The organism is Staphylococcus sp. 191, from assembly GCF_011174885.1.
GTDB lineage: Bacteria > Bacillota > Bacilli > Staphylococcales > Staphylococcaceae > Staphylococcus > Staphylococcus coagulans.
In genome coordinates, this window is the sequence record NZ_PNRJ01000010.1 from 1 (window position 1) to 24,429 (window position 24,429).

Annotated in this window: 19 protein-coding genes and 2 pseudogenes; 15 read left to right on the forward strand and 6 right to left on the reverse strand. The window is 35.5% G+C overall.

Going from position 1 to position 24,429, the window contains the following annotated elements:
- Together C1H58_RS07915 and C1H58_RS07920 are read left to right on the forward strand one after the other, a co-directional pair.
- Positions 1-352, forward strand: a pseudogene (locus C1H58_RS07915) (transposase); the annotation flags it as partial.
- A gap of 344 nt (positions 353-696) precedes the next feature.
- A complete protein-coding gene (locus C1H58_RS07920) occupies positions 697-1,086 on the forward strand; it encodes a YisL family protein (RefSeq protein WP_165545864.1) in 390 nt (129 codons plus the stop codon).
- Between the two features lie 250 nt (positions 1,087-1,336).
- On the opposite strand, the gene C1H58_RS07925 is transcribed toward C1H58_RS07920, so the two are convergent.
- Both C1H58_RS07925 and C1H58_RS07930 read right to left on the reverse strand, forming a co-directional pair.
- Positions 1,337-2,662 carry a CoA-disulfide reductase gene (locus tag C1H58_RS07925; RefSeq protein ID WP_165545865.1) on the reverse strand — a complete coding sequence of 442 codons (1,326 nt, stop codon included), beginning with the start codon at positions 2,660-2,662 and terminating at the stop codon, positions 1,337-1,339.
- Positions 2,663-2,701: 39 nt separating this feature from the next.
- Complete coding sequence (locus C1H58_RS07930; protein ID WP_165545866.1) at positions 2,702-3,523, reverse strand: Cof-type HAD-IIB family hydrolase; 822 nt, start codon at positions 3,521-3,523, stop codon at positions 2,702-2,704.
- Between the two features lie 114 nt (positions 3,524-3,637).
- Here C1H58_RS07930 and C1H58_RS07935 point away from each other — a divergent pair, with 114 nt between their 5' ends.
- The 4 genes from C1H58_RS07935 (at position 3,638) to C1H58_RS07950 (ending at position 10,586) form a co-directional block, all read left to right on the forward strand.
- Positions 3,638-3,946 (forward strand): metal-sulfur cluster assembly factor, encoded by a 309-nt coding sequence (locus tag C1H58_RS07935; RefSeq protein WP_016424635.1) that lies wholly within the window; start codon positions 3,638-3,640, stop codon positions 3,944-3,946.
- Between the two features lie 761 nt (positions 3,947-4,707).
- Positions 4,708-6,546, forward strand: coding sequence for an acyltransferase family protein (locus tag C1H58_RS07940; RefSeq protein WP_165545907.1), 1,839 nt, complete (start codon positions 4,708-4,710; stop codon positions 6,544-6,546).
- 296 nt (positions 6,547-6,842) lie between these two features.
- The gene (gene clpB / locus C1H58_RS07945; protein WP_165545867.1) at positions 6,843-9,461 is read left to right on the forward strand and encodes an ATP-dependent chaperone ClpB; all 2,619 of its coding nucleotides are present in this window, start codon (positions 6,843-6,845) and stop codon (positions 9,459-9,461) included.
- 228 nt (positions 9,462-9,689) lie between these two features.
- Entirely contained in the window at positions 9,690-10,586 is an 897-nt protein-coding gene (locus C1H58_RS07950) for a 5'-nucleotidase, lipoprotein e(P4) family (protein ID WP_165545868.1), read from the forward strand.
- A gap of 272 nt (positions 10,587-10,858) precedes the next feature.
- Here the strand turns inward: C1H58_RS07950 and C1H58_RS07955 are convergent, their stop codons facing one another.
- The gene (locus C1H58_RS07955; protein ID WP_050331461.1) at positions 10,859-11,041 is read right to left on the reverse strand and encodes a DUF2929 family protein; all 183 of its coding nucleotides are present in this window, start codon (positions 11,039-11,041) and stop codon (positions 10,859-10,861) included.
- A 149-nt stretch (positions 11,042-11,190) separates the two neighbouring features.
- On the opposite strand from C1H58_RS07955, the gene C1H58_RS07960 reads away from it, so the two are divergent.
- Entirely contained in the window at positions 11,191-12,132 is a 942-nt protein-coding gene (locus tag C1H58_RS07960; RefSeq protein ID WP_165545869.1) for a beta-ketoacyl-ACP synthase III, read from the forward strand.
- Between the two features lie 17 nt (positions 12,133-12,149).
- A complete protein-coding gene (gene fabF / locus C1H58_RS07965) occupies positions 12,150-13,394 on the forward strand; it encodes a beta-ketoacyl-ACP synthase II (RefSeq protein ID WP_060830170.1) in 1,245 nt (414 codons plus the stop codon).
- 578 nt (positions 13,395-13,972) lie between these two features.
- Here fabF and C1H58_RS07970 read toward each other — a convergent pair.
- Entirely contained in the window at positions 13,973-14,350 is a 378-nt protein-coding gene (locus C1H58_RS07970; RefSeq protein WP_165545870.1) for a DUF3899 domain-containing protein, read from the reverse strand.
- Positions 14,351-14,598: 248 nt separating this feature from the next.
- Here C1H58_RS07970 and opp3b point away from each other — a divergent pair, with 248 nt between their 5' ends.
- From opp3b to C1H58_RS07995, 5 genes are read left to right on the forward strand one after another with little or no spacing between them, the layout of a single operon-like run.
- Entirely contained in the window at positions 14,599-15,525 is a 927-nt protein-coding gene (gene opp3b / locus C1H58_RS07975; RefSeq protein WP_165545871.1) for an oligopeptide ABC transporter permease, read from the forward strand.
- Complete coding sequence (gene opp3C / locus C1H58_RS07980) at positions 15,525-16,586, forward strand: oligopeptide ABC transporter permease (protein ID WP_165545872.1); 1,062 nt, start codon at positions 15,525-15,527, stop codon at positions 16,584-16,586. The genes opp3b and opp3C overlap by 1 nt, the downstream gene beginning before the upstream one ends.
- 14 nt (positions 16,587-16,600) lie before the next feature.
- Positions 16,601-17,674 carry an ABC transporter ATP-binding protein gene (locus C1H58_RS07985; RefSeq protein WP_165545873.1) on the forward strand — a complete coding sequence of 358 codons (1,074 nt, stop codon included), beginning with the start codon at positions 16,601-16,603 and terminating at the stop codon, positions 17,672-17,674.
- On the forward strand, positions 17,674-18,615 hold the full coding sequence (locus C1H58_RS07990; protein WP_165545874.1) for an ABC transporter ATP-binding protein: 942 nt from the start codon (positions 17,674-17,676) through the stop codon (positions 18,613-18,615). The genes C1H58_RS07985 and C1H58_RS07990 overlap by 1 nt, the downstream gene beginning before the upstream one ends.
- Positions 18,616-18,667: 52 nt before the next feature.
- Complete coding sequence (locus tag C1H58_RS07995) at positions 18,668-20,299, forward strand: peptide ABC transporter substrate-binding protein (protein WP_165545908.1); 1,632 nt, start codon at positions 18,668-18,670, stop codon at positions 20,297-20,299.
- A gap of 80 nt (positions 20,300-20,379) precedes the next feature.
- Here the strand turns inward: C1H58_RS07995 and trpS are convergent, their stop codons facing one another.
- Positions 20,380-21,372 carry a tryptophan--tRNA ligase gene (gene trpS, locus C1H58_RS08000; RefSeq protein WP_165545875.1) on the reverse strand — a complete coding sequence of 331 codons (993 nt, stop codon included), beginning with the start codon at positions 21,370-21,372 and terminating at the stop codon, positions 20,380-20,382.
- A gap of 309 nt (positions 21,373-21,681) precedes the next feature.
- Between trpS and spxA the strand changes: the two genes are divergently transcribed.
- Both spxA and mecA read left to right on the forward strand, forming a co-directional pair.
- The gene (gene spxA, locus C1H58_RS08005; protein ID WP_016424649.1) at positions 21,682-22,077 is read left to right on the forward strand and encodes a transcriptional regulator SpxA; all 396 of its coding nucleotides are present in this window, start codon (positions 21,682-21,684) and stop codon (positions 22,075-22,077) included.
- A 304-nt stretch (positions 22,078-22,381) separates the two neighbouring features.
- A complete protein-coding gene (gene mecA, locus C1H58_RS08010) occupies positions 22,382-23,071 on the forward strand; it encodes an adaptor protein MecA (protein WP_050345878.1) in 690 nt (229 codons plus the stop codon).
- 143 nt (positions 23,072-23,214) lie between these two features.
- Here mecA and arsB read toward each other — a convergent pair.
- Positions 23,215-24,295 (reverse strand): annotated as a pseudogene (arsB, locus tag C1H58_RS08015) (arsenite/antimonite efflux transporter); the annotation flags it as partial.
- Positions 24,296-24,429: the final 134 nt, after the last annotated feature.

Here is a 24,429-nt window from a genome sequence, read left to right on the forward strand (position 1 = left end):
GCTCAAAGAGACATATGAAACAGGGCATCGTCTTTTAAGTGCCTTAAAAGCAAACGATATCCAGTAATTACAGTTCATCTTACAGGATTCAAAGACAAAAGATATTTCACAAGGCCTCAAGCGCGTCATTCAAACATTCATCAAATACTTGCCCTATATCTCAAATACGATGCGTTACCCACATTTAACGAATGGGCCAATTGAGGGAATTAATAATAAAATAAAACTGATTAAACGGGTTTCTTATGGTTATAGAAATTTCTGGAATTTTAGGAATCGAATCTTAATCATTTCCAAGGTATTTGTAAGTGAATATAAAAAACGCATTAAACAACAAAATAACGTTGCTTAATGCGTTATCGTCTCGCCAACCGATGTTGACAAAGAACCAAAATTATATGCCTTTCAACGACACACTAGCGCTATTTAAGTCACTTATGTTAGAGCGGGATGACAAAGTCAAATCGACTTTTGTCTCGCTCTTTTTGTGTTTAAATAGCCGATTTTTCTCATATGCTCGTACAGCGCATCGCCTCCTGTTTATTTGTATTTTGTTTTAAATCGTTTTAATATAAAAGATGAAATGTTTTATTTTGCCTAAGGTTTGAAATTGATAAAATAGGCAATTTAAAATGTATAGAAGCAATCTATAGGTTGAGATGGGGAAGATTGTTTAATTAAGGAGGTTACATGGATATGGTTTTAGTTAATTTGCATATTATTAGCTGGATTATTTTATTGATTTTATTCTTTGCGGCTTATGAAAACTATTCGAGTAAACAAGGGCCAACACCTTTATTTAAATCGTTACATATGGCTACACGTTTATTTATGGTGTTTGTATTGATTACTGGTTTTTGGCTTTTAATTAAGGCATTTACTACAGCAGGCGCAAGTCATATGTTATTAACTTTAAAAATGATAGGCGGCATTGCTGTTGTCGGATTAATGGAAGTGACGATTGCTCGTAAGAAAAAACAAATGCCAAGTCGTGGTTTGTTTATTGCGACATGGATTGTAGCAGTGATTACGATTATTTTAGGTGCTATTTTACCATGGGGTCCGATTACGGCACTTTTTAAATAATAAGAAACTTAAAAGATTAAACAAAAGACGCGATGGGTCGTTATATGCCAACCGCGTCTTTTTTGCTTAATCGCAAGGTTTATACAAGTATAGAGCTAAAGATTTCTGGATTGCGCCTGCGCTTATTTTAAGCTTTGTACAATCCACATTATCTTTGTCAAAGCAGACCAACAAAATTAAATTGATTGCATTGTCCTACTCTGTGCTTCAAACGACAAATTGTGAATCTATTTCGCTTTTTATTAACTTATTAAAGATTTCTTGCTTTATAGCCAATCATATTGATTAAATCTTTAGGATGACTGAAAGGTGGGGCATACGCAACTTCAAATTCCGTCAATTCATCGACAGTCATACGATGCATCATGGCCATCGTGAGCACATCGATACGCTTATCGACACCCATTTCTCCGACAGCTGCTGCTCTCAAGAGTTGACGTGTATTTTTATCGAAATAAATACGAAGATGAATGCGTGCATTACGAGGATAATAGTTTGCACATGCAGGGCTATTCACTTCGACCATTTCATAATCATAATTTTTAAGTTCTCTTGGTGAAAGGCCTGTACTTGCTAAAGTATAGTCAAAGAATTTAACGATACTTGCACCGAGATACCCTTTAAAAGCAATCGCATCATTACCTGCAACTTGTTCAGCTATAATACTAGCGCCTCTATGTGCACCCCAAGCTAATGGCACATGTGCAGGTTGTTCAACATGACGGTAGAAACTCGTAATAATATCCCCAAGCGCGTAAATGTTTGGAATATTTGTTTGGAAATGTTCATTAACTGGAATATAACCTCTCGCATCAAGTTGAACACCTGAATCTTGAATGAATTCAGAGTTCGGTGTCACGCCTACGCCTGTAATGATTAAATCATAATCTTCTACTGCACCAGAAGTAAATGTGACTGTTTTTCCTGAAATATCTTTAATTTCTTCATTCAAACGATAAGGAATATTTCGTACTTCTAATGCATCAAATAGAACTTGGTTCATATCTTGATCCATTAATTTATTAACCGCTTCGGAACGGTGGATGAGTGTAGGTTGTAAGCCACGCTCATACAAGTTTTCAAGCACTTCTAGACTAACATAACCCGCACCTACAATAAGGACACGCTGAACGTTATTCTGTTCAATGAAAGAATCAATTTTATCTGTATCTTCCATATTACGTAATGTAAAGAGGTGAGGCGCTTCGAAGTTAAGGCGACTCGCGCGTGCACCTGGACTTAAAACAAGAATATCGTAGTCATCTTCAAAAATTTCACCCGTTAAATGATTTTTAACTTGAATTTTATTAGATGCACTATTAATTTGAATGACTTCATGATGCACTTTTACCGTTATATCTTTGCTTTCTTTAAATTGTTCCGGATTAGTTGCTAACAATTTAGAACGGGACTCGACAATATTTCCGAGGTAATAAGGTAAACCACAATTCGCGAAGCTCATATCGCGGTCTTTTTCATATACTGTGATGCTACTTTCTCTGTCTAAGCGTCGTATTTGGCTTGCACATGTAGCGCCACCAGCGACAGCTCCGACAACAATGATTTTTTTGGACATCTTTTTTTCTCCTTTGTGTCTTTTTATTGAATTCAATTTTTATTCTTTCGAAATATTCAAATTAAAAAATCCATTTAAATATAAACCTATACCATCTTCATTATTAGATAGAGTTGTTTCTTTTGCAACATGTTTTAATTCTTCTATTGCATTTCCCATTGCGACACCGTGATTAGCATACTTTATCATTTCGATATCATTGTCCTCGTCACCAAATGCGATAATCTGTTCGTGATCGATTTGAAGATAATCTTTAACGTAATCAATACCGACAGCTTTACTAATTCCTTTTTTAACAATTTCAATCACTGGGAAAGGGGCACCCCAACGACGATGTTCAATATTTTCAGCGTAAAAGCGTGTGAGCATTTGTTTAATACGTGGAATCATCATTTCCTCTGCTTCAATGAGTAAGCTTGTTGGATCTTCATTTAAATTTTCTCTTAAATCTCCCACTTTTGTGACGGGGTTTCCCATACTAAAGCCTTCAAAAAGGCGATGATCAGGTTGATCTATAAATACACAGTCTTTAACTTCAGCAATTATATTTTGAATTTCCATTTTTTTAAGTGATTCGATGATACTTGTTGCAATTCCTTCATCCAAACGATGATGTTGCGTTTCGAATTGGGGGTCATGCGGGTGATGTACAAAGGCACCATTAAAATTCACTACAGGTGTATTGAGGCCAAGTTGTTCATAATATAAGCGACTGGCTCTGTAAGGTCTACCTGTAGCAATCATAATTGCGTGTCCCTGTTGTTGAAGCGTTTTTAGAACACGGAAAGTGTAGGGTGATATTTCTTTTTGGTCATTTAATAATGTCCCATCTAAATCTAAACAAATTAAAAATTGCTTCATTCATAATTCTCCTTAATACCAAGTTTCAATGTATCAATATCATAGCATTTTATTGTCGAAAAGTGGGGATTTTGATATATTGTTACTAGTAATAAGATTAAAGAGGTGATACGGATGGAAGAGGCACTTAAAGATAGTATACTTGGTGCATTAGAAAATGTAATAGATCCTGAATTAGGTATAGATGTCGTTAACTTAGGACTTGTTTATAAAGTGGATTTAGATGATGATGGATTGTGTACTGTTGAGATGACATTAACTTCAATTGGTTGTCCACTTGGACCGCAAATTGTAGATCAAGTGAAAACAGTATTAGCAGAACTTCCAGAAATTCAAGATACAGAAGTGAATATTGTTTGGAATCCACCATGGAGCAAAGACATGATGTCACGTTACGCAAAAATTGCACTAGGTGTAAGCTAAGCACGTTTTAAGGTGAAACATCATTATAAAGACTTCTGGATATAAAGCCATAGGTAACTATGCCTTCCTGGACGTTCTTGCATAGGAGCTGAAGTCTCAACTCAATTTGACTTAATTGAAGTACAAACTACGATGAAGCCAAATTGGATTTTGGGTGTAATACAGAAATCTCATGTAATCTTCTTGTTAATTATGATAATCATGAAGATAAAGAGGTCAATTTTATGAGACGATGAAAGCTTTTTAGAAAATCAAAACCGCAAAAATTATAGAGAAGCATCGAAGTGAATGTATTTTCAAATAAATATCGTTTATTTCGATATGGATATATTTTAAATCCTAAACGTTTATAAAGTGGATAAATCAATTCACCGTTAATTTAGTTCTTGTCGCTATTAATTAAACGTTGCGAAAGTGATTTATTTATAACTATAACAGTGAGTTATAACATGCATAAACGAAGTATTGTTGAAGAGACGCCTGAGGAAACAGGACGAGCCAAAGACTACAGGCTAAGGCTACCCCCTCGGAAAGTGAAGTCATACAATACGAAGTTTTATCATAAAAAGGAAGCGCTCAGATGATTTTCTATTAAAAATCATCTGAGCGCTATTTATTTTGGGGTTGATGTGCAAACCTCTGTTGGCATATAAATTTTTTAATTTTGAAGGCTAAATTAGAATTGCGCGATTTGAAATAAGAGTATACAATAAATAATCAATACATAGTTTGTACAATATTACATTAATTTGGAAAGAATGATGCGTGTGTGGGATTTTGAACATAGAGGGAAACGTTATTTAAAATCACGATATATGCCAGGGTTAGACGGATTAAGAGCTGTGGCAGTCATCGCTATTATCATTTATCATCTCAATCCACAATGGTTACCAGGTGGTTTTTTAGGGGTAGATACATTTTTTGTTATCTCAGGTTATTTGATTACGAGTTTATTACTAACAGAATATTACAATACAGGCAAAATTGATTTAAAGTCATTTTGGTTGAGACGGTTTAAGCGACTCATTCCAGCGGTATTTTTTCTAATTATGAGTGTCTTACTGTTGACGCTCATTTTTGAGCCTTCAGAAATCAAACCGATTCGTTCAGATGCGATTGCTGCGGTTTTTTATGTTTCAAACTGGTGGTATATCATTCAGAATGTAGATTATTTTGAACAATTTGCGGTTGCCCCTTTTAAACATTTATGGTCACTCGCAATTGAGGAACAATTTTATCTCGTTTTTCCACTTGTCCTTTTAGGATTATTGACTTTCGTACGACGAACAAAATGGATTCGTATCACTTTTTATACATTACTCTTTATATCACTTGTGACAATGGCTGTGTTATATGTACCACAAGAAAATGTCGCACGTGTTTATTTTGGTACGGATACACGTCTACAAACTTTATTAATGGGGGTTATTCTTGCATGGATATGGCCACCTTTTAAGTTGAGTGCTAAAATCAATCAAACTTTAAAAAGTGTGATAGATGCCATTGGATTAATCGGCTTAGTGATTTTAATCTTATGTTTTAAAAATGTTGAAGAAGCAGGTAATTGGTTATATTATGGTGGCTTTTTTCTTATATCAGGTGTCACTTTATTCATCATTGCAAGTAGTGTACATCCTTCAGGCTATTTTGCTAAATTATTAGGCAATCGGGTTTTTACATATATTGGAAGTCGCTCATATAGTTTATACCTTTGGCACTATCCAATCATTGTATTTATTCATCACCAATTTGTACAAGGACAAATACCGACGTTTGTCTATTTAATCGAGCTTCTCCTAATGTTTGGCATGGCAGAATTTTCATATCGCTTCATTGAACAACCTTTCAGAAAAATGGGATTCCATGCTTTTACTTTTAAACAACTTAGAAACTGGCGGTCACAAAAAGTTTTACGGACTTGGCTTGTACTTATTTTACTATTACCGAGTATGCTCGTTTTTGCTGGTGCATTTAATTCACTATCAAACCATAAAGCACAGCATGTTACTGAGGTCAATACTGAAGAGTTAGATAAACTTATTGTCAGACCATTACCTCTGCCACAACTTGAAATCAATGGTTTCACTGTTAAAGGAGATCATAGTCAGTATGCTTCATGGAAACCATTACTTATTGGTGATTCGGTTATGGTGGATATTGGGGATTACTTTAAATCTTATGTATCCAATGCAGATATTAATGGTAAGGTCGGCCGAAATCTCATTCAAGCGATTCCGTTAGTCAAAGAGAATTACAAGCAATATAAAAACAAAGATGATATTATCGTTTTAGAGTTAGGAACAAACGGAGACTTTACAGAAGACCAGCTTGATACACTATTAGACTTATTTGATAAAGCAGATATTTATGTTGTCAATACAAGAGTTCCGCGTTCTTATGAAGGACATGTCAATGATGTATTGAAAAAGGCAGCTAAAAAACGTGGAAACGTCACATTAGTCGATTGGTATCAAAAATCTGCAAATCATACAGAATATTTTGCACCAGACGGCATTCATTTAGAGCCACCGGGTGTGAGAGCATTAACGCATAGTATCATTCATGAAATAGAACAAAATCATCCTACAGATAAAAAATAGGATCGAAAAAAGGATGATAAAACAGAGTGCTGTAATACAGTCGCGATGAAACGCCTAGTTATCAGGTGGGTTTTGTCGCGACTTATTTTATAAGTAACCAGTATTAATGTTTTAAATTCAAAATATCAGGCAAATGCATAGATGTAGCATTCAAAGCACTGTAAATTTAATTTTTAAAAAGGTCAAAAAAAGTCAAACTAAGCATTGATTTTTTCGATAGTGAGGGTTATAATATAACTAAGGTCAAAGAAAGTCAAAGTCAACGTTGACCTATTTTAATAGAGGGGTGAGCCATTTTGGATATTAATCAAATGACACATGCAATTCAAAATGCACTTCAGAAAGCAATTGATTATGCGAAAACCTATCAATTAACCAATATAGAAGTAGAAGCTGTACTTAAAGCAGTTCTCGAAGAACCAGATAGTTTATTTAAAAGTGTATTAGAGCGTGCAAATATTAATATAGAAGAGTTAGAACGCGCTTTAGATAATAAATTGAAAAGTTATCCAACGATGAAAGGCGATCAAGTACAATATGGTCAGTATATTTCGCCACAAACGAATCAACTTTTTACAACTGCAGAAAAATATATGAAAACGTATGATGATCAATTTATATCAATGGAGCACATTTTGCTAGCAGCGATAGATATTGATGAAACGATGAAACGTTTTGTAGAACATAAAAAAGAAGTGATTGTCGAAATTATTAAAAAGATAAGAGGAGGGAATCATGTGACTACACAAAACCCTGAAGTTAACTATGAAGCATTATCAAAATATGGACGCGACTTAGTGGAAGAGGTACGTAAAGGTAACATGGATCCTGTTATTGGACGAGATGAAGAAATTCGTAACACAATCCGTATTTTGAGTCGTAAAACAAAAAATAATCCAGTATTAATCGGAGAACCTGGTGTAGGTAAAACAGCAATCGTTGAAGGATTAGCACAACGAATTGTAAAAAAAGATGTTCCGGATTCATTGCTTGATAAAACGGTATTCGAGCTCGATTTAAGCGCACTTGTGGCTGGGGCAAAATACCGTGGTGAATTTGAAGAAAGATTAAAAGCAGTATTAAAAGAAGTCAAAGAATCAGACGGGCGTATTCTGTTATTTATAGATGAAATTCATATGCTGGTAGGTGCAGGAAAAACAGACGGTGCTATGGATGCAGGTAATATGCTTAAACCAATGTTAGCACGAGGAGAGTTGCACTGTATCGGTGCCACAACTTTGAATGAATATCGAGAATATATTGAGAAAGATTCAGCTTTAGAACGACGTTTTCAAAAAGTGAATGTTGCTGAGCCTAATATTGAAGATACGATTTCTATTTTACGTGGTTTAAAAGAACGTTATGAAGTGCATCATGGTGTACGTATTCAAGACCGTGCACTCGTTGCTGCTGCAGATCTATCTGATCGTTATATTACGGATCGATTCTTGCCAGACAAAGCTATTGACCTTGTCGACCAAGCTTCAGCAACAATCAGAACTGAAATGGGCTCTAACCCTACTGAATTAGACCAAGCGAACCGTCGTGTGATGCAATTAGAAATTGAAGAAAACGCATTGAAAAAAGAGTCAGACGAAGCAAGTCGTATTCGTTTGAAAGAGTTACAAGAAGAACTCGCTGAAGAAAAAGAAAAACAAGCGGCTTTACAAGCGCGTGTTGAAAATGAAAAAGAAAAAATTGCTAAAGTACAAGAAAAACGGGCAGAACTTGATGAAAGTCGTAAAGCTTTAGAAGATGCAGAAAATAATTATGACTTGGAAAAAGCAGCGGTGTTACAACACGGTAAAATACCAGAACTTGAAAAAGAATTGAAAGCGCTCGAAGCTTCATTTCAAGAAGCACAAGGTGAAGATTCAGATCGCATTATACGTGAAGTTGTAACTGATGAAGAAATTGGAGAAATTGTAAGTCAATGGACAGGTATTCCAGTTTCAAAACTTGTTGAAACAGAACGTGAAAAATTATTGCACTTATCTGATATCCTTCATCGTCGAGTGGTAGGACAAGATCAAGCCGTTGATCTTGTATCAGATGCCGTTGTACGTGCGAGAGTAGGTATTAAAGATCCTAACCGACCAATTGGCTCATTCTTGTTCTTAGGACCTACGGGTGTTGGTAAAACAGAGCTTGCTAAAGCATTGGCTTCGTCATTGTTTGATTCAGAAAAGCATATGATTCGTATCGATATGAGTGAATACATGGAAAAACATTCTGTCTCAAGGTTAATTGGAGCACCTCCGGGATACGTTGGACACGATGAAGGTGGACAATTAACTGAAGCGGTGAGACGGAACCCTTATTCAGTTATTTTGTTAGATGAGATAGAAAAAGCACATACGGATGTATTTAATGTGTTGCTTCAAATTTTAGATGAAGGTCGACTTACTGATTCTAAAGGTCGTAGTGTAGATTTCAAAAATGCAATCATCATTATGACAAGTAACATTGGTTCACAAATTTTATTAGAAAATGTAAAAGATACAGGTGTTATTACTGAAGAAACAGAAAAAGCAGTCACTAGCAGTTTGAATGCATATTTTAAACCAGAAATTTTAAACCGAATGGACGATATTGTGTTATTCAAACCGCTTTCTATTGATGATATGAAAATGATTGTTGATAAAATCCTCAACAATTTAAACATGCGCTTGATGGATCAACGCATCCAACTCGAAATGAGTGATGAAGCTGAAAAATGGATGGGTGAAGAAGCATACGAACCACAGTTTGGTGCGCGTCCATTAAAACGTTTTGTTCAAAGACATGTCGAAACACCTTTAGCAAGAATGATGATTAAAGATCATCTTCCAGAAGGTACAAAAGTGTATGGTTATTTAGAAAACAATGAAATACAATTTAAAGTAGAAAAACCGACGAATGAAGTAGAAGCATAAAGCGTCATCTAATATAACTGAAACGTAAGAGTAGGACTGAAAGTAATTTTATTTTCATGTCCTACTCTTATTTTTTTAATTGTGCACAGATGTATTATAAAAAATGTTAAAAATTTTATAGAAATATTGAGATTTACTATAAAAGCATATAATATATATGTGTGGATAAGATAATGACTTTTTATTTCTGTTTCGCACATAATACATAGGAAAAAGGTGACAAAATACATGAATAAATGGACAAAGACGACTGCAGCACTTTTAGCTTTAGGTATTGCTTCTTCAAGCGTACCTTATCAAGCGTATGCAGGAGGTGGCCAAGCGACTCAAGCACAACAAACGGCAACACAAGCAGAAACTCAAGCGACAAAAGAACTAGCACAACAAAATATGATGAGTGTTTCTTGGTATCAAAATTCTGCTGAAGCTAAAGCATTATATGCGCAAGGTTATAATACAGCTAAAGAAACATTGAGCAAAAAAATTAAAAATCATAAAGGTGGTAAAAAATTAGCCATCGTTCTTGATATTGATGAAACGGTACTTGATAATTCACCTTACCAAGCTGCAAGTGTTTTAAATGGTAAAACATTCCCAGAAGGTTGGCAAGAGTGGGTAAAAAGCGCACAAGCAAAACCAGTATATGGCGCTAAAGACTTCTTGAAATATGCGGACAAGCATGATGTAGAAATATTCTATGTCTCTGACCGTTCACATGAAAAAGAGCTTGACGCTACGATTAAAAACTTGAAAAAAGAAAAATTACCACAAGCTGACAAAAAACATGTATTGTTGAAAAAAGAAGGCGAAAAGGGTAAAACAGAGCGTCGTGATAAAGTACGCACTGATTACAACTTAGTGATGTTATTTGGTGATAACTTGCTTGATTTTGATGAGCCAAAACAACCGACAGCAAAATCACGTGAAGAACTTGTAAGACAACATGAAGACGATTTTGGAAGCAAATACATTATTTTCCCTAACCCAATGTATGGTAGCTGGGAAGCAACATTGTACAACAATGACTACAGTATCAGCGCGAAACAAAAATTAGAAAAACGTAAACAATCACTTAAATATTTCGATCAAAAAACAAACAAAGTTAAAACAATTGATATGAAATAAGTATAGAAAAAAATAGCCATTAGAAATCGTGAATAAGATGATTTCATGGCTATTTTTATTCGGTTTATATTTAAACAAATTACGATTGTATGGTTGAGGTTAAACGATGGAGACTGAGTAATTCAACATACTTCATAATATTAAAGAGATAAAAACGAAGCCCGAGATGAATTCGTATAGAATACGAAAAACTCGGGCTTTATCGATGATTGAGAACGTTGGTCTCTTGCATAGTAAAGGCAAATTCAATGCCCTACTCAATAAGGTTATCGCTAATGCGAATCGTGGTTTGGTCTACCAGCGGCATCCAAGAGTGCAATAACAATAACCATAACTACAGCAAGAAAAATTGGTGTGATAAGGTTAATTGGCCCTCCACCATTAAGACTATTTAAAACAAAATTGACCATTTCTAAAAGTAAAATAGCCCAAATCAATGTGATGAAGTATTTCATTTTATATTGCCTCCATATGATTGATATTTTCATTATAATATTCTTGTAGTGATTTGTATAGCTATCCTAGCATCTCGCTTGTCTTTTTTTATCACATTGTGGTAAATTAATACCTGGTATTAAAAAATTTAAAAGAAGGTGTTCAAACCATGAATGTAGGTATTAAAGGATTTGGCGCTTATGCACCTGATCGAGTTGTTGATAATGCATATTTTGAATCGTACCTAGATACATCTGATGAATGGATTTCTCAAATGACTGGGATTAAAGAACGTAGATGGGCTAATGAAGATCAAGATACTTCTGATTTAGCTTACGAGGCAAGTGTGAGGGCGATTGAAGATGCAGGTATTAATGCGCAAGATATAGACATGGTTATTGTTGCAACATCTACAGGCGATCACCGATTCCCGACAGTAGCAAATATGTTACAACAACGTTTAGGATTAAATAAAGTTGCATCTATGGATCAATTAGCAGCTTGTTCTGGATTTATGCATGGTATTGTGACAGCACGTTCGTTCGTACTTTCTGGAGAATATCAAAATGTACTTGTTGTGGGTGCAGATAAACTCTCTAAAATTACAGATTTAAACGACCGTTCAACAGCTATTTTATTTGGTGACGGCGCTGGAGCAGTTATTATTGGCGAAGTATCCGGAAATCGTGGTATTCTGAGCTATGAGTTAGGCTCTGATGGCATTGGAGGAAAATACCTCTATCAAGACCAAGAGACGAATTTTATCCGTATGAATGGACGTGAAGTTTTTAAATTTGCTGTACGCGTAATGGGAGAATCCTCACAACGTGCAGTTGAAAAAGCACATCTGAATGCGGAAGATATTAATATGTTTATACCACATCAAGCAAACATTCGCATTATGGAATCAGCGCGTCAGCGTTTAGATTTGCCAAAAGAAAAAATGAGTGTCTCAGTTGATAAATACGGGAATACTTCTGCAGCGTCTATTCCGCTCAGTGTGAAGCAGGAATTAGAGAATGGACGTATTAAAGATGATGATATTGTTGTATTTGTTGGATTTGGTGGCGGACTCACTTGGGGTTCGATTGTACTCAGATGGGGTAAATAACAGAGGAGGAAATGAACATGACAAAAAAACATCGTGTTGTAGTTACAGGCCTTGGTGCCTTGTCACCTATTGGAAATGACGTCCCATCAATGTGGGACAGCGCCCTGAATGGCGTAAATGGTATCGATAAAATCACTAGAATTGATACAGAACCTTATCAGGTGCACATTGGTGGAGAACTAAAAGATTTTAACGTGGAAGATTTTATTCCTAAAAAAGAAGCACGAAAAATGGCACGTTTTACACAGTATGCCGTTGTAGCGGCACGCGAAGCATTACAAGACTCTGGTTTAACTATTGATGAAAAGAATGCAGATCGTGTAGGCGTTTGGATTGGTTCTGGCATCGGTGGTATGGAAACTTTTGAACAAGCCTATGATCAATTAAAAGCACGTGGTCCACGTCGTGTGAGTCCATTTTTTGTACCGATGTTAATTCCGGACATGGCTTCAGGTCAAGTTTCAATAGATACAGGTGCAAAAGGGCCTAATGGTGCTACTGTTACAGCCTGTGCGACAGCAACAAACTCTATCGGTGAAGCTTTTAAATTTATTGAACGTGGCGACGCTGATGCAATGATTGCTGGTGGAACAGAGGCACCAATTACACATATGGCTATTGCTGGATTTAGTGCGAGTCGTGCGTTAACAACGAATGACGATATTGAAACAGCTTGTCGACCTTTCCAAGAAGGCCGCGATGGCTTTGTAATGGGTGAAGGTGCAGGGATTCTAGTACTTGAGTCACTTGAGTCAGCACAAGCGCGTGGTGCTCGAATTTATGCTGAGCTTGTTGGTTATGGTGCTACTGGAGATGCATATCACATTACTGCACCGGGGCCAGAAGGTGAAGGTGGTTCTCGTGCAATGGAAGCAGCGATTCAAGATGCAGGCATTCAGCCTCAAGATATTCAATACTTGAATGCACATGGTACAAGTACGCCTGTTGGTGACTTATCTGAAATTCAAGCGGTTAAAAACACCTTTGGTGACGCTGCTAAATCACTGAAAATTAGTTCGACGAAATCAATGACGGGCCATCTTTTAGGTGCAACAGGTGGTATTGAAGCGATTTTCTCAATTTTATCAATTCGTGATGGTAAAATTGCGCCGACTATTCACGCTGTATCACCGGATGCTGAAATTGATTTAGATATTACGCCAAATGAAGCTGTAGATCATGAAATTGAATACGCGATGAGTAATAGCCTTGGCTTTGGCGGTCATAACGCAGTACTCATTTTCAAAAAATATAGCGAATAAAATAGAGAATTTAAATCAAAAAATGCGTTTACTCTCAAAATCATTGATGGGTGAACGCATTTTTTAATTTTCTCTCTTATTGGTGTCGTCTAATTTATGAATATAATAAGAAAATAATCAACAAGCAACATAAAATGATGCCGAATACTTATTCAAAGATGTTTTTTCTACAAATACAGTGTTCATATTATCTAACTATATATAATAGAAGAAACACGTCAAAGAGCTATACTTACGTACGATATATTGTCAGCAATAATAAAATATAACAATTAAGAAAGATAATGTCCTTATGCTAATATATGTAAAGATTGGAAAAGTTATAGATATTTTCAAAATGATTGTATACGTTTATTTAAAAGGTTCAAAACGTTTCAAATAAATGTATCTGTAAAATATTAATCATTGATTAAAAGTAAACGGTTTTAAAGCAAAAGTATAAAATTGTTACATGAGATAAAACTGACTGCAGAATAAATGATCAATTTGAACTGAAATTTTCATCATAAAATAATTGAATAATCTGAAATCATCGTATTTCCTAGGAGAACACTCGCCTTAAATTTATTCATTTTTTATTATGCGAGATATGCGAGTACAATAGCGATGACAAAGTAAGCGACATGAATAAGAAGCGCAGGCATAATCCAAGGTGATACAAAGTATTCCGATTTTTTAGCATGCTTTGGATTAAAAAAAGCGTCATCTTCAAAGCGTGAGCGATTCTTTTTACGCATCATTTGATAGCGAAACTTTCTAAATCCATAACTTGTGACGTCGAGTATGCCTTCTTGAATAATTAAGAATGTGAATAGTAATATCGAGACCATTATTGTTATGGTGAAAAAGATATTGATGAAGTGTGTCCATGTATGGATAGATAAAAGCCATATAATTAAACTTGCAAGGGGTGTAAATAAGATATAAATTAAAGCATTTTTGTTTATACGTTTCATAGTTTCATTCCTTATTTAGTATTTACTGAAATCATTGTAACTTAATTCCCTTCAATATACACCTATAGATCTATTCTGAAAGTGTGAATATCATTATAAAGCACAATGAAAAGTCGAGTTTAATCTAAAAATTTTTATTGTGTTAAATCAAAATGTTATTGATTAAATTTTGCGAAAAGTCTATAATGAAATTAATATTTCTGAAAATTTAGAAGGGAATGTTAATTTAGATTAGGGGGTTTACGCTGATGCTTAGATATACTTTGAAGCGTTTATTGTATATGGTCATTTCGTTGTTTATTATCATTACCATTACATTTTTCTTAATGAAGTTAATGCCAGGCTCACCATTTAATGACGAAAAGTTAAGCGATGAGCAAAAAACAATATTGAATGAAAAATATGGACTCAATGATCCATTACCTGTTCAATATGCAAACTATATGAAAAATGTTGTCAAAGGAGATTTTGGTAACTCGTTTCAATACGATAACCAACCGGTTTGGGATCTAATTAAACCGAGATTAGTACCTTCATTGCAAATGGGGCTATTTGCAATGGTAATTGGTGTCATTGCAGGTGTTATTTTAGGGGTCGCAGCAGCCACCCGGCAAAATACGTGGGTTGACTATTTAGCAACCTTTATCTCGGTTATTGCGATATCAGTGCCATCGTTTGTATTGGCAGTATTATTACAATATGTATTTGCTGTACGTTTGCAATGGTTTCCAGTTGCTGGATGGGAAGGTATTTCCACAGCAATATTACCGTCGTTAGCTTTATCAGCTGTTGTTTTAGCAACAGTAGCACGTTATATTCGAGCAGAAATGATAGAAGTGTTGAGTTCAGACTACATATTACTTGCCCGAGCAAAAGGGAATTCAACTGGTAGAGTTTTATTTGGCCATGCACTTAGAAATGCATTGATTCCAGTCATTACTATCCTTGTACCGATGTTAGCAGGTATTTTAACTGGGACATTAACAATTGAAAATATCTTTGGTGTACCTGGACTAGGGGACCAATTCGTTCGATCAATTACAACAAATGACTTCTCTGTCATCATGGCGATTACACTACTATTCAGTACATTGTTCATCGCATCAATCTTTATCGTTGATGTCTTGTACGGTTTAATTGATCCACGAATTCGTTTGCAAGGAGGTAAGAAATGATGTCAAATGAAGAACGCAATTTACCACAAGACGATCATTCAGGTGCGACAGTCGCTCAAACATCAGGCATAATGAGTGAAGACTTTGTTCGTACAGGTGCACCTGATGGCAGTGAGCAAGAGTTTCAAAGAGAAGGACGTACATTTTGGCAAGATGCTTGGGCACAACTCACTCGAAACAAATTAGCCGTTGTGGGTATGATTGGTCTGATTATCATTATTTTATTTGCCTTAATTGGTCCTTTATTAAATAGTCATGATTTTTCTGAACAAGATGTTCAACGTCGTAACTTACCACCTAAAATTGCTGTATTAGATAAAGTGCCATTTTTACCATTCAATGGTGAAGGTGTCGACGGTAACGCATACGATAAAGCACATGTTAAAGAAAATTTTTGGTTCGGTACAGATCAATTAGGTCGTGACTTATGGTCTCGTACTTGGCAAGGTGCGCAAGTTTCATTATTTATTGGTTTTGTAGCTGCCTTTTTAGATATTTTTATTGGTGTCATATACGGGGCGATTTCTGGTTATTTTGGAGGTCGTGTCGATGATATTATGCAACGGATTATCGAAATTATTTCATCTATTCCAACATTAATCGTTGTTATTTTATTCGTATTAATCTTTGAACCATCCATTTGGACAATTATTTTAGCGATGACCATTACGGGATGGATTGGAATGAGCCGTGTGGTACGTGGCGAATTCTTAAAATTGAAAAATCAAGAGTTTGTATTGGCGTCTCGTACACTTGGAACATCCGATTTCAGATTAATTTTTAAACATATTTTGCCTAATACATTAGGTGCAATTATTGTAACATCGATGTTTACAGTGCCGAATGCGATATTCTTCGAAGCGTTTTTAAGCTTTATTGGTATTGGGGTCCCTGCACCTAGAACTTCACTCGGTTCACTAGTAAATGAAGGGCGAGCAATGTTACTCATTCACCCGCATGAATTATTTATTCCGGCAATCATTTTAAGTTTATTAATCTTATTCTTCTATCTCTTTAGTGATGGATTACGTGATGCATTTGACCCTAAAATGCGTAAATAAAGGAGGAATTTACAATGTCTGAACGTGTATTAGAAATTAATGACTTGCATGTTTCCTTCGATATTGAAGCAGGGGAAGTGCAAGCGGTAAGAGGCGTTGACTTTTATTTAAATAAAGGAGAAACGTTGGCAATTGTAGGTGAATCAGGTTCAGGAAAATCTGTCTCTACTAAAGCTATTACAAAATTGTTCCAAGGGAAATCTGGAAGAATTAAAAATGGAAGTATTATTTTTAACGGTGAAGACCTCACACAAAAATCAGAAAAAGAATTAATGAAATTACGTGGGAAAGAGATTTCAATGATTTTCCAAGATCCTATGACATCTCTTAATCCAACTATGAAAATTGGTAAGCAAGTCATGGAGCCCATTATTAAACATATTGGCCTAAGTAAATCAGAAGCGAAAAAGCGTGCTATCGAATTATTAAAGTTAGTAGGTTTAAAGCGTGTGGAAGAACGCTTCAATGCATACCCGCATCAATTTTCAGGTGGTCAACGACAGCGTATCGTCATTGCATTGGCACTTGCTTGTGAACCTAAAGTGTTAATCGCGGATGAACCAACTACCGCATTAGATGTGACGATGCAGGCTCAAATTTTAGATTTGATGAAAGAATTACAACAAAAAATTGATACGTCTATCATCTTTATTACACACGATTTAGGGGTTGTTGCTAATGTTGCAGATCGTGTGGCTGTGATGTATGGCGGTCAAATGATTGAGACAGGGAATGTTGATGAAATATTCTATGATCCTAAACATCCTTATACATGGGGATTGCTTTCGTCAATGCCAGATTTAAAAACAGGGAACGACACAGAATTATTAGCGATTCCTGGCTCACCACCGGATCTGATTCATCCACCGAAAGGCGATGCATTTGCACCGAGAAGTGAATATGCTTTAGCGATTGACTTTAAAGAAGCGCCGCCATGGTTCAAAGTTTCGCCGACGCATTATGTTCGTTCTTGGTTGTTAGATGAACGTGCACCTCACGTTGAACCGCCAGAAATGGTAAAACGTAAGCAACGTCCAATGCCGAACAATTTTGATAAACCAGAACGTGTAGAAAGGGTGTCGTTTTAATGGCTGAAAAAGAAGTATTATTAGAAGTTAAAAATTTAAAACAGTATTTCAACCATGGCAAGCGTAATGAAGTACGTGCTGTTGAAGATATTTCTTTCAAAGTATTTAAAGGTGAAACGTTTGGCCTTGTAGGAGAGTCAGGTTCTGGTAAGTCAACGACAGGTAAAGCAATAATTAAATTAAATGATGTAACTGATGGCCAGGTGCTATACGAAGGGGTTAATATTCAAGATATTAAAAAGCATAAAGACTTACTTAAATTTAATAAGAAAATACAAATGATTTTCCAAGACCCTTATGCTTCACTCAATCCAAGACTTAAAGTCATGGATATCGTCGCTGAAGGGATAGATATTCATGGTTTAGCATCAGATCGAAAAGATCGCAAAAAGCGTGTTTATGATTTGTTAGAAACAGTAGGACTGCGAAAAAGTCATGCGAATCGTTATCCACATGAGTTCTCAGGAGGTCAACGTCAACGTATCGGTATCGCACGTGCATTAGCAGTTGAACCAGAATTCATCATCGCGGACGAGCCGATTTCAGCATTAGACGTATCGATTCAAGCACAAGTGGTTAACTTAATGCAAAAATTACAACGTGAACGTAACATCACATTTCTCTTTATTGCCCATGATTTGTCGATGGTAAAATATATTTCAGATCGTATTGCTGTTATGCATTTAGGGCGTATTGTCGAATTAGGGACTGCAGATGAGATATATAGTCATCCTATTCATCCATATACAAAATCACTGCTATCAGCTGTTCCGCAGCCTGATCCTGATAGTGAACGGACAAGAAAACGTGTTGAATATAAAGAAGATGCTTCTAAAAATGATCAACGTACGTTAAAAGAATTTACAGAAGGTCATTATGTTTTTGCAACAGATGAAGAATTTGAACAATACCGTGAAGCACACGGTTTAGTCGGCTTATAATGGCGGGAAGGGGGAATGACAATTGAATATTAAAAGCACATTGAAACTATTAATGACAGCTATTGCAGCAGTACTTGTGTTATCAGCTTGTGGGAATGCTGAAAGTGTTTATGATGGTGATGGACAAGTCTTTCGAAAAGTGATACCACAGGATATGACATCATTGGATACTGCTAAAGTTACAGATAGTGTTAGCTTTGATAAATTTAATCAAGTTTATGAAGGGCTTTACACTTTAGATGGTAAAGATGAAGCGGTACCTGGTGTTGCAAAAGGAGAACCGAAAATTACAAATGGCGGTAAGACTTGGACGATTAAGTTAAGAGAAAATGCGAAATGGTCCAATGGTGATCCGGTAACGGCACATGATTTCGTCTTTGCATGGCGTCGTGTTCTAGATCCAAATACAGCTTCTGAGTATGCTTATATTATGTATGATTTGAAAAATGCTGAAGAAATTAACATGAGCAAAAAGAAACCGAAAGAATTAGGTGTGAAAGCTTTAGATGACCATACATTACAGTTTGAGCTTACAAAATCAATACCATATTACAAAGAAATGTTAGCATTTGGTACGTTTATGCCACAAAATGAAAAAGTCGTTAAAAAGTATGGCGATCGATACGGTACGAAAGCAGATAAGGCAGTCTACAACGGGCCATTTAAAGTAAAAGATTGGGCAGTTGAAGACAAAATCTTATTAGTGAAAAATAATGATTATTGGGATAAAAAAGCCGTCAAACTTGATAAAGTGAATTATAAAATTTTAAAAGATGGTCAAGCTGGCGCTTCTTTATACGATACTGGTTCAGTTGATGATACAGGTATTTCATCTGAACAAGTCGATAAATATAAAGATTCGCCTGCATTAAAAAAACGCTTGCTCGCATCGACGTTCTATTTGAAGCTCAACCAAGATAAAGTACCAGCTTTTAAAAATAAAGATATGCGTATCGCTTTTTCACAAGCGATTGATAAAAAGGCTTATGTAGATTCAGTGCTTAATAATGGTTCTGCACCGAGTGATGCGTTTACAGCGAAAGCCACAGCAAAAACACCAGAAGGTAAAGATTTTGCGGATCAAATTAAATCACCGTTAGGCTATAATCCTAAACAAGCGAAAGTACACTATGACAAAGCGAAGAAAGCGCTCGGTCAAAAGGAATTTACGTTTACATTGAATACAGAGGATACGCCAGCATCTAAAATATCTGCAGAATTTATTAAAGCACAAATCGAAAAGAACTTGCCGGGTGTCACAGTGAAAATTCAGCAGTTACCGTTTAAACAACGTGTCGCACGTGAACAAAGTCAAAACTATGAAATTTCATTATCCGGTTGGGGACCAGACTACCCTGATGCCTTAACATTCTTAAACATTATGACTACGGGTAATGCATCGAATAAAACGGGATGGAGTAATAAAGACTACGATAAAATGGTGAAAGATGCAAACGGCGTATTATTGAAAGATGAAGAAAAACGTAATGAATCGTTAGTGAAAGCTGAAGAATTATTGTTAAACGAAGCGCCAATAGCGCCTATTTATCAAAAAGGGGAAGCGCACTTAACAAACCCTCAAGTTAAAAATCTTCAATATCATAATATCGGTGGCGATACGACATTGAAATATGTCTACATCGACAAAGATATTGATAGAAAAACAGGTAAGAAAAAAGATTAATAGAATAGAAAAAGACGTCTGACAGACTGTGCATACAGTCTTTGTCAGACGTCTTTTTTTCGTAAGGAATGAAGCACTTCTTATTTACGTTTACGTCCTAGTCCCATTGCTTTTTCCATTTTTTTCAATGTTTTAGATGAAACACGATGTGCTTTGTCGCGTCCTTCGTCTAATATTTCATCTAAGCGGTCTGAGTCTAAAAAGTGGTGATATTTTTCTTGGAAGTCGACTAAAAAGTTTTCGACCACTTCGGCCAAATCACCTTTAAATGTCCCATAGCCTTCATTAGCATAGCGTTTTTCTAGGTTAGAAATAGATTCTCCAGTCAAACTAGAGTAAATGGTTAATAAATTAGAAATACCTGGCTTTTGTTCTGGATCAAACTGAATTATACCATCAGAATCTGTGACCGCACTTTTAATTTTTTTAGCTGCGACTTTAGGTTCATCGAGTAATGAAATAAAGTTTTTCTGATTGTCATCACTTTTACTCATTTTTTTCGTTGGATCTTGAAGACTCATAACGCGTCCGCCTATTTTTGGCATTTGGACTTCTGGTTTAGTTAAAATATCGTTGTAACGATAGTTGAAACGATCGACAAGATTACGTGTTAACTCCATATGTTGTTTTTGATCATCACCCACGGGAACGATATCAGTGTTGTATAACACAATATCTGCAGCCATAAGAGGTGGATAAGTTAAGAGTCCTGCAGGAATACCTTCCGTTTGTTTTTGTGATTTATCTTTAAATTGAGTCATACGCTCCAACTCACCAATTGAAGAAATGGTTGTTAACATCCAGCCTGCTTGTACATGTGCAGGCACTTCTGATTGGATAAATAAAGTGATTTTATCTGGATTGAGACCGGAAGCAAGATAAATGGCAGCAAGTTGACGTGTTTGCTTTCTTAATTTCAATCGATCTTGAGGAACTGTAATCGCATGTTGATCGACAATACAAAAGTAACACTCATAATCGTCTTGGATATCGACAAATTGCTTAAGCGCCCCAATGTAATTACCGATTGTTGGAATACCGCTCGGTTGAATTCCCGAAAATAATGTTTTCATAATGACTAGCCTACTTTCTTTCTTGGTTATTCAATACTATTGTAACAGTATTTTCTTTGTTTGTAAGTTATGTTAATATTAAGGAAGTAACCAAATTGAAAAAAATCATACTAAAGTCTGATTATTGCAATCATTTGATTATTTTACAGATTTCTCATTTAATTTTAATGTTTCGGGTGTATAATATAAACATAAGCGTTAGAAGCAAAGATAAATTAAGGTTAGACTTGTTTATATATGTTTAAGCAGTTAATCTTGAAGCGTTAAATTACAATGAATAACATTCATTAAATTAGGAGAGTGAGATGTATGGTAACATTATTTACTTCACCAAGTTGCACATCTTGCCGTAAAGCGAAAGCATGGTTACAAGAACATGACATTCCGTATACGGAGCGTAATATTTTTTCTGAACATTTAACTTTAGATGAAATTAAACAAATCTTGAAAATGACTGAAGATGGAACGGATGAAATTATTTCTACACGTTCTAAAACTTACCAAAAATTAAATGTGGACATTGATGCATTACCACTTCAAGATTTATACACAATTATTCAAGACAACCCTGGTATTTTACGTCGTCCAATTATTTTAGACGATAAACGATTACAGGTAGGTTATAACGAAGACGAAATTCGTCGTTTCTTACCACGTAAAGTACGTACGTTCCAATTGCAAGAAGCACAACGTATGGTTGATTAAATATAAGCGTTTGTAATCACTAATGTGAGGCGAGCGTTAGCATATTAAAAGGACTGGAAAATCACTTCCAGTCCTTTTAATTATGATGACTGAGAAGTGTCAAAAGGATTGCAGCTAACTATAAACCATCATATATTCCTCCATTTTTAATGTGTGTGCCTAACAGGTGTCATGTAAGGGAGATATGTTATACTGAAAGTGCTAAGGTACACAATTTTATTTGATACAGTCAAATAGATTGTGTTTTTATTGGTTGTCTAATACAATAGGGTTACTATTCATCGACTGTAAGGAGTGAGATGATATGAGAATAGAACGTATAGACGATATGACTGTAAAACTTTTTATCACATATACAGATATTGAGGCGCGTGGATTTAAGCGTGAAGATCTTTGGACTAACCGTAAACGAGGCGAAGAATTTTTCTGGTCTGTTATGGAAGAAATCAATGAAGAAGAAGATTTTGTCGTTGAAGGACCGTTATGGATACAAGTACATGCCTTTGAAAAAGGCGTCGAAGTAACGATTTCAAAATCTAAAAATGATGATTTGATGCAAATGTCTGAAGAAGATAGTACCTTTGATGAATTCGATAGCCAATTGAACGAATTATTATCACAGTCGTTGAAAGATGACCAAACATCAGATAGTCAAAATGAAAGAGAACGTACGCATAAGACTAAAGCGCCGACACCTCGTACTGCGATTTTTAAATTTGAAGATTTAGAAAATGTCATTGAATACGCACATCGTAACGATCAACAATTGACTGATTTTGAAGATTTACTTTATATGATAGATCAAACGTATTATTACGCAGTTCATTTTGATGAATCTGTTCAAGAAGAAGAAATTCATGATTTCTATGGTCAAATATTAGAATTTGCAATGCCGAGTGATCGAACAGCGTACTATCTAAATGATTATGGTAAAATTATAATGAGTCATAATGTAACAGAACAAGTGAAACGTTATTTTCCTTTAAGTGACTAATTAATAACTAAAAATTATTTTGTTTATCAAAAGAGTTCTCGATTAAATCATCGAGAACTTTTTTAAATATTACAATGACAATAGGCACTAAGAATGGTCAGAGTTTGTATCAAACTTTAATCATCTGGATTAATCATGCCTTACTTTATGAAGCCGGTTACTTCAGATTGTCCTATAGCAATTGCATCTATTAAAACTGTTAGCAGATTGTTCATGATTGAGGATAAAAACGCAGCTATAAAGCCCATACCTATGACACTACTGAATAAGCCATAATTTGAAATATAAGATAACGCGTGAGCTAAGAGGGATGTAATTCCGGCATTTTTTAAACCGAACACGACCAGGTACATCCCTATTGAAAACAGCACAATATTCCAAGGCACGCCTAGAATGATTTGCTTAGCATGAACAGCTTCAGATTGATGTGTGCAACCCAGAAATATGAGTGCAATCATCCCGATGATGATGGAGACTGGAAAATGGATAAGGCCCCCAAAGAGATAGCCAGCTAACAATGCGACTAAGATGAACCATGCCAGTATGAACAATCTTGAATCTTTTATAATTATCTTTAGGCGCTTTTAAATGAGAAATATTAAAAGTTTGAGGAATAGACTTTCTAAAATAAAGCCACAGGAAAGAAATGCTTGCAATTAATGCGAAAAGATTAGTGATGAACATTCGACCTAAATATTGTAAGAAATCTATGCAAAAGTAATCAGCAGAAATAATATTCACTAAATTGCCGACAATTAAAGGCAAAGATGTCGTATTTGAGACAAAGCCACAGGCGATAATAAATGGAAAGATTATGTTAGTTTTAAAACCTAAATGTTTAACCATCACTAATACAATGGGGGGCAAAATCAAGGCTGCACCGTCATTTGCAAAGAAAGCAGCGACAACAGTACCTAATAACATGATGAATACACAAACATTTTTAAACGATAGCCGTTTGAAGCCTTTACCTTATGAATGGCTGCACATTCGAAAAAGTCAATCTCATCTAACATAAGTGAAATGATCATAACCGAGATAAAAGCTAAAGTCACATTCCAAACGATATGCGTCACTTGTCCTGCATTGCCCCATTGAACAACACTTGTAAGCAGCGCAATACCCGCGCTATTAAAGCAGTTACACCAATGTCTAATCCTTTCGGTTACCATATGACAAAAACTAAAGTTAAACGAAAATCGCAATTGCTAAAAATGTAAGCATGTTCCTTCACCTGACTTCAAATTTTAAACCACAGTATGAATTTAATTACCTATTTGAACGTGTTTAAAACTTATGCCGCACGCTGGTTTATAAGATGCGTTTAATATATCGAGTCAATCTGTATGACTTGTAAT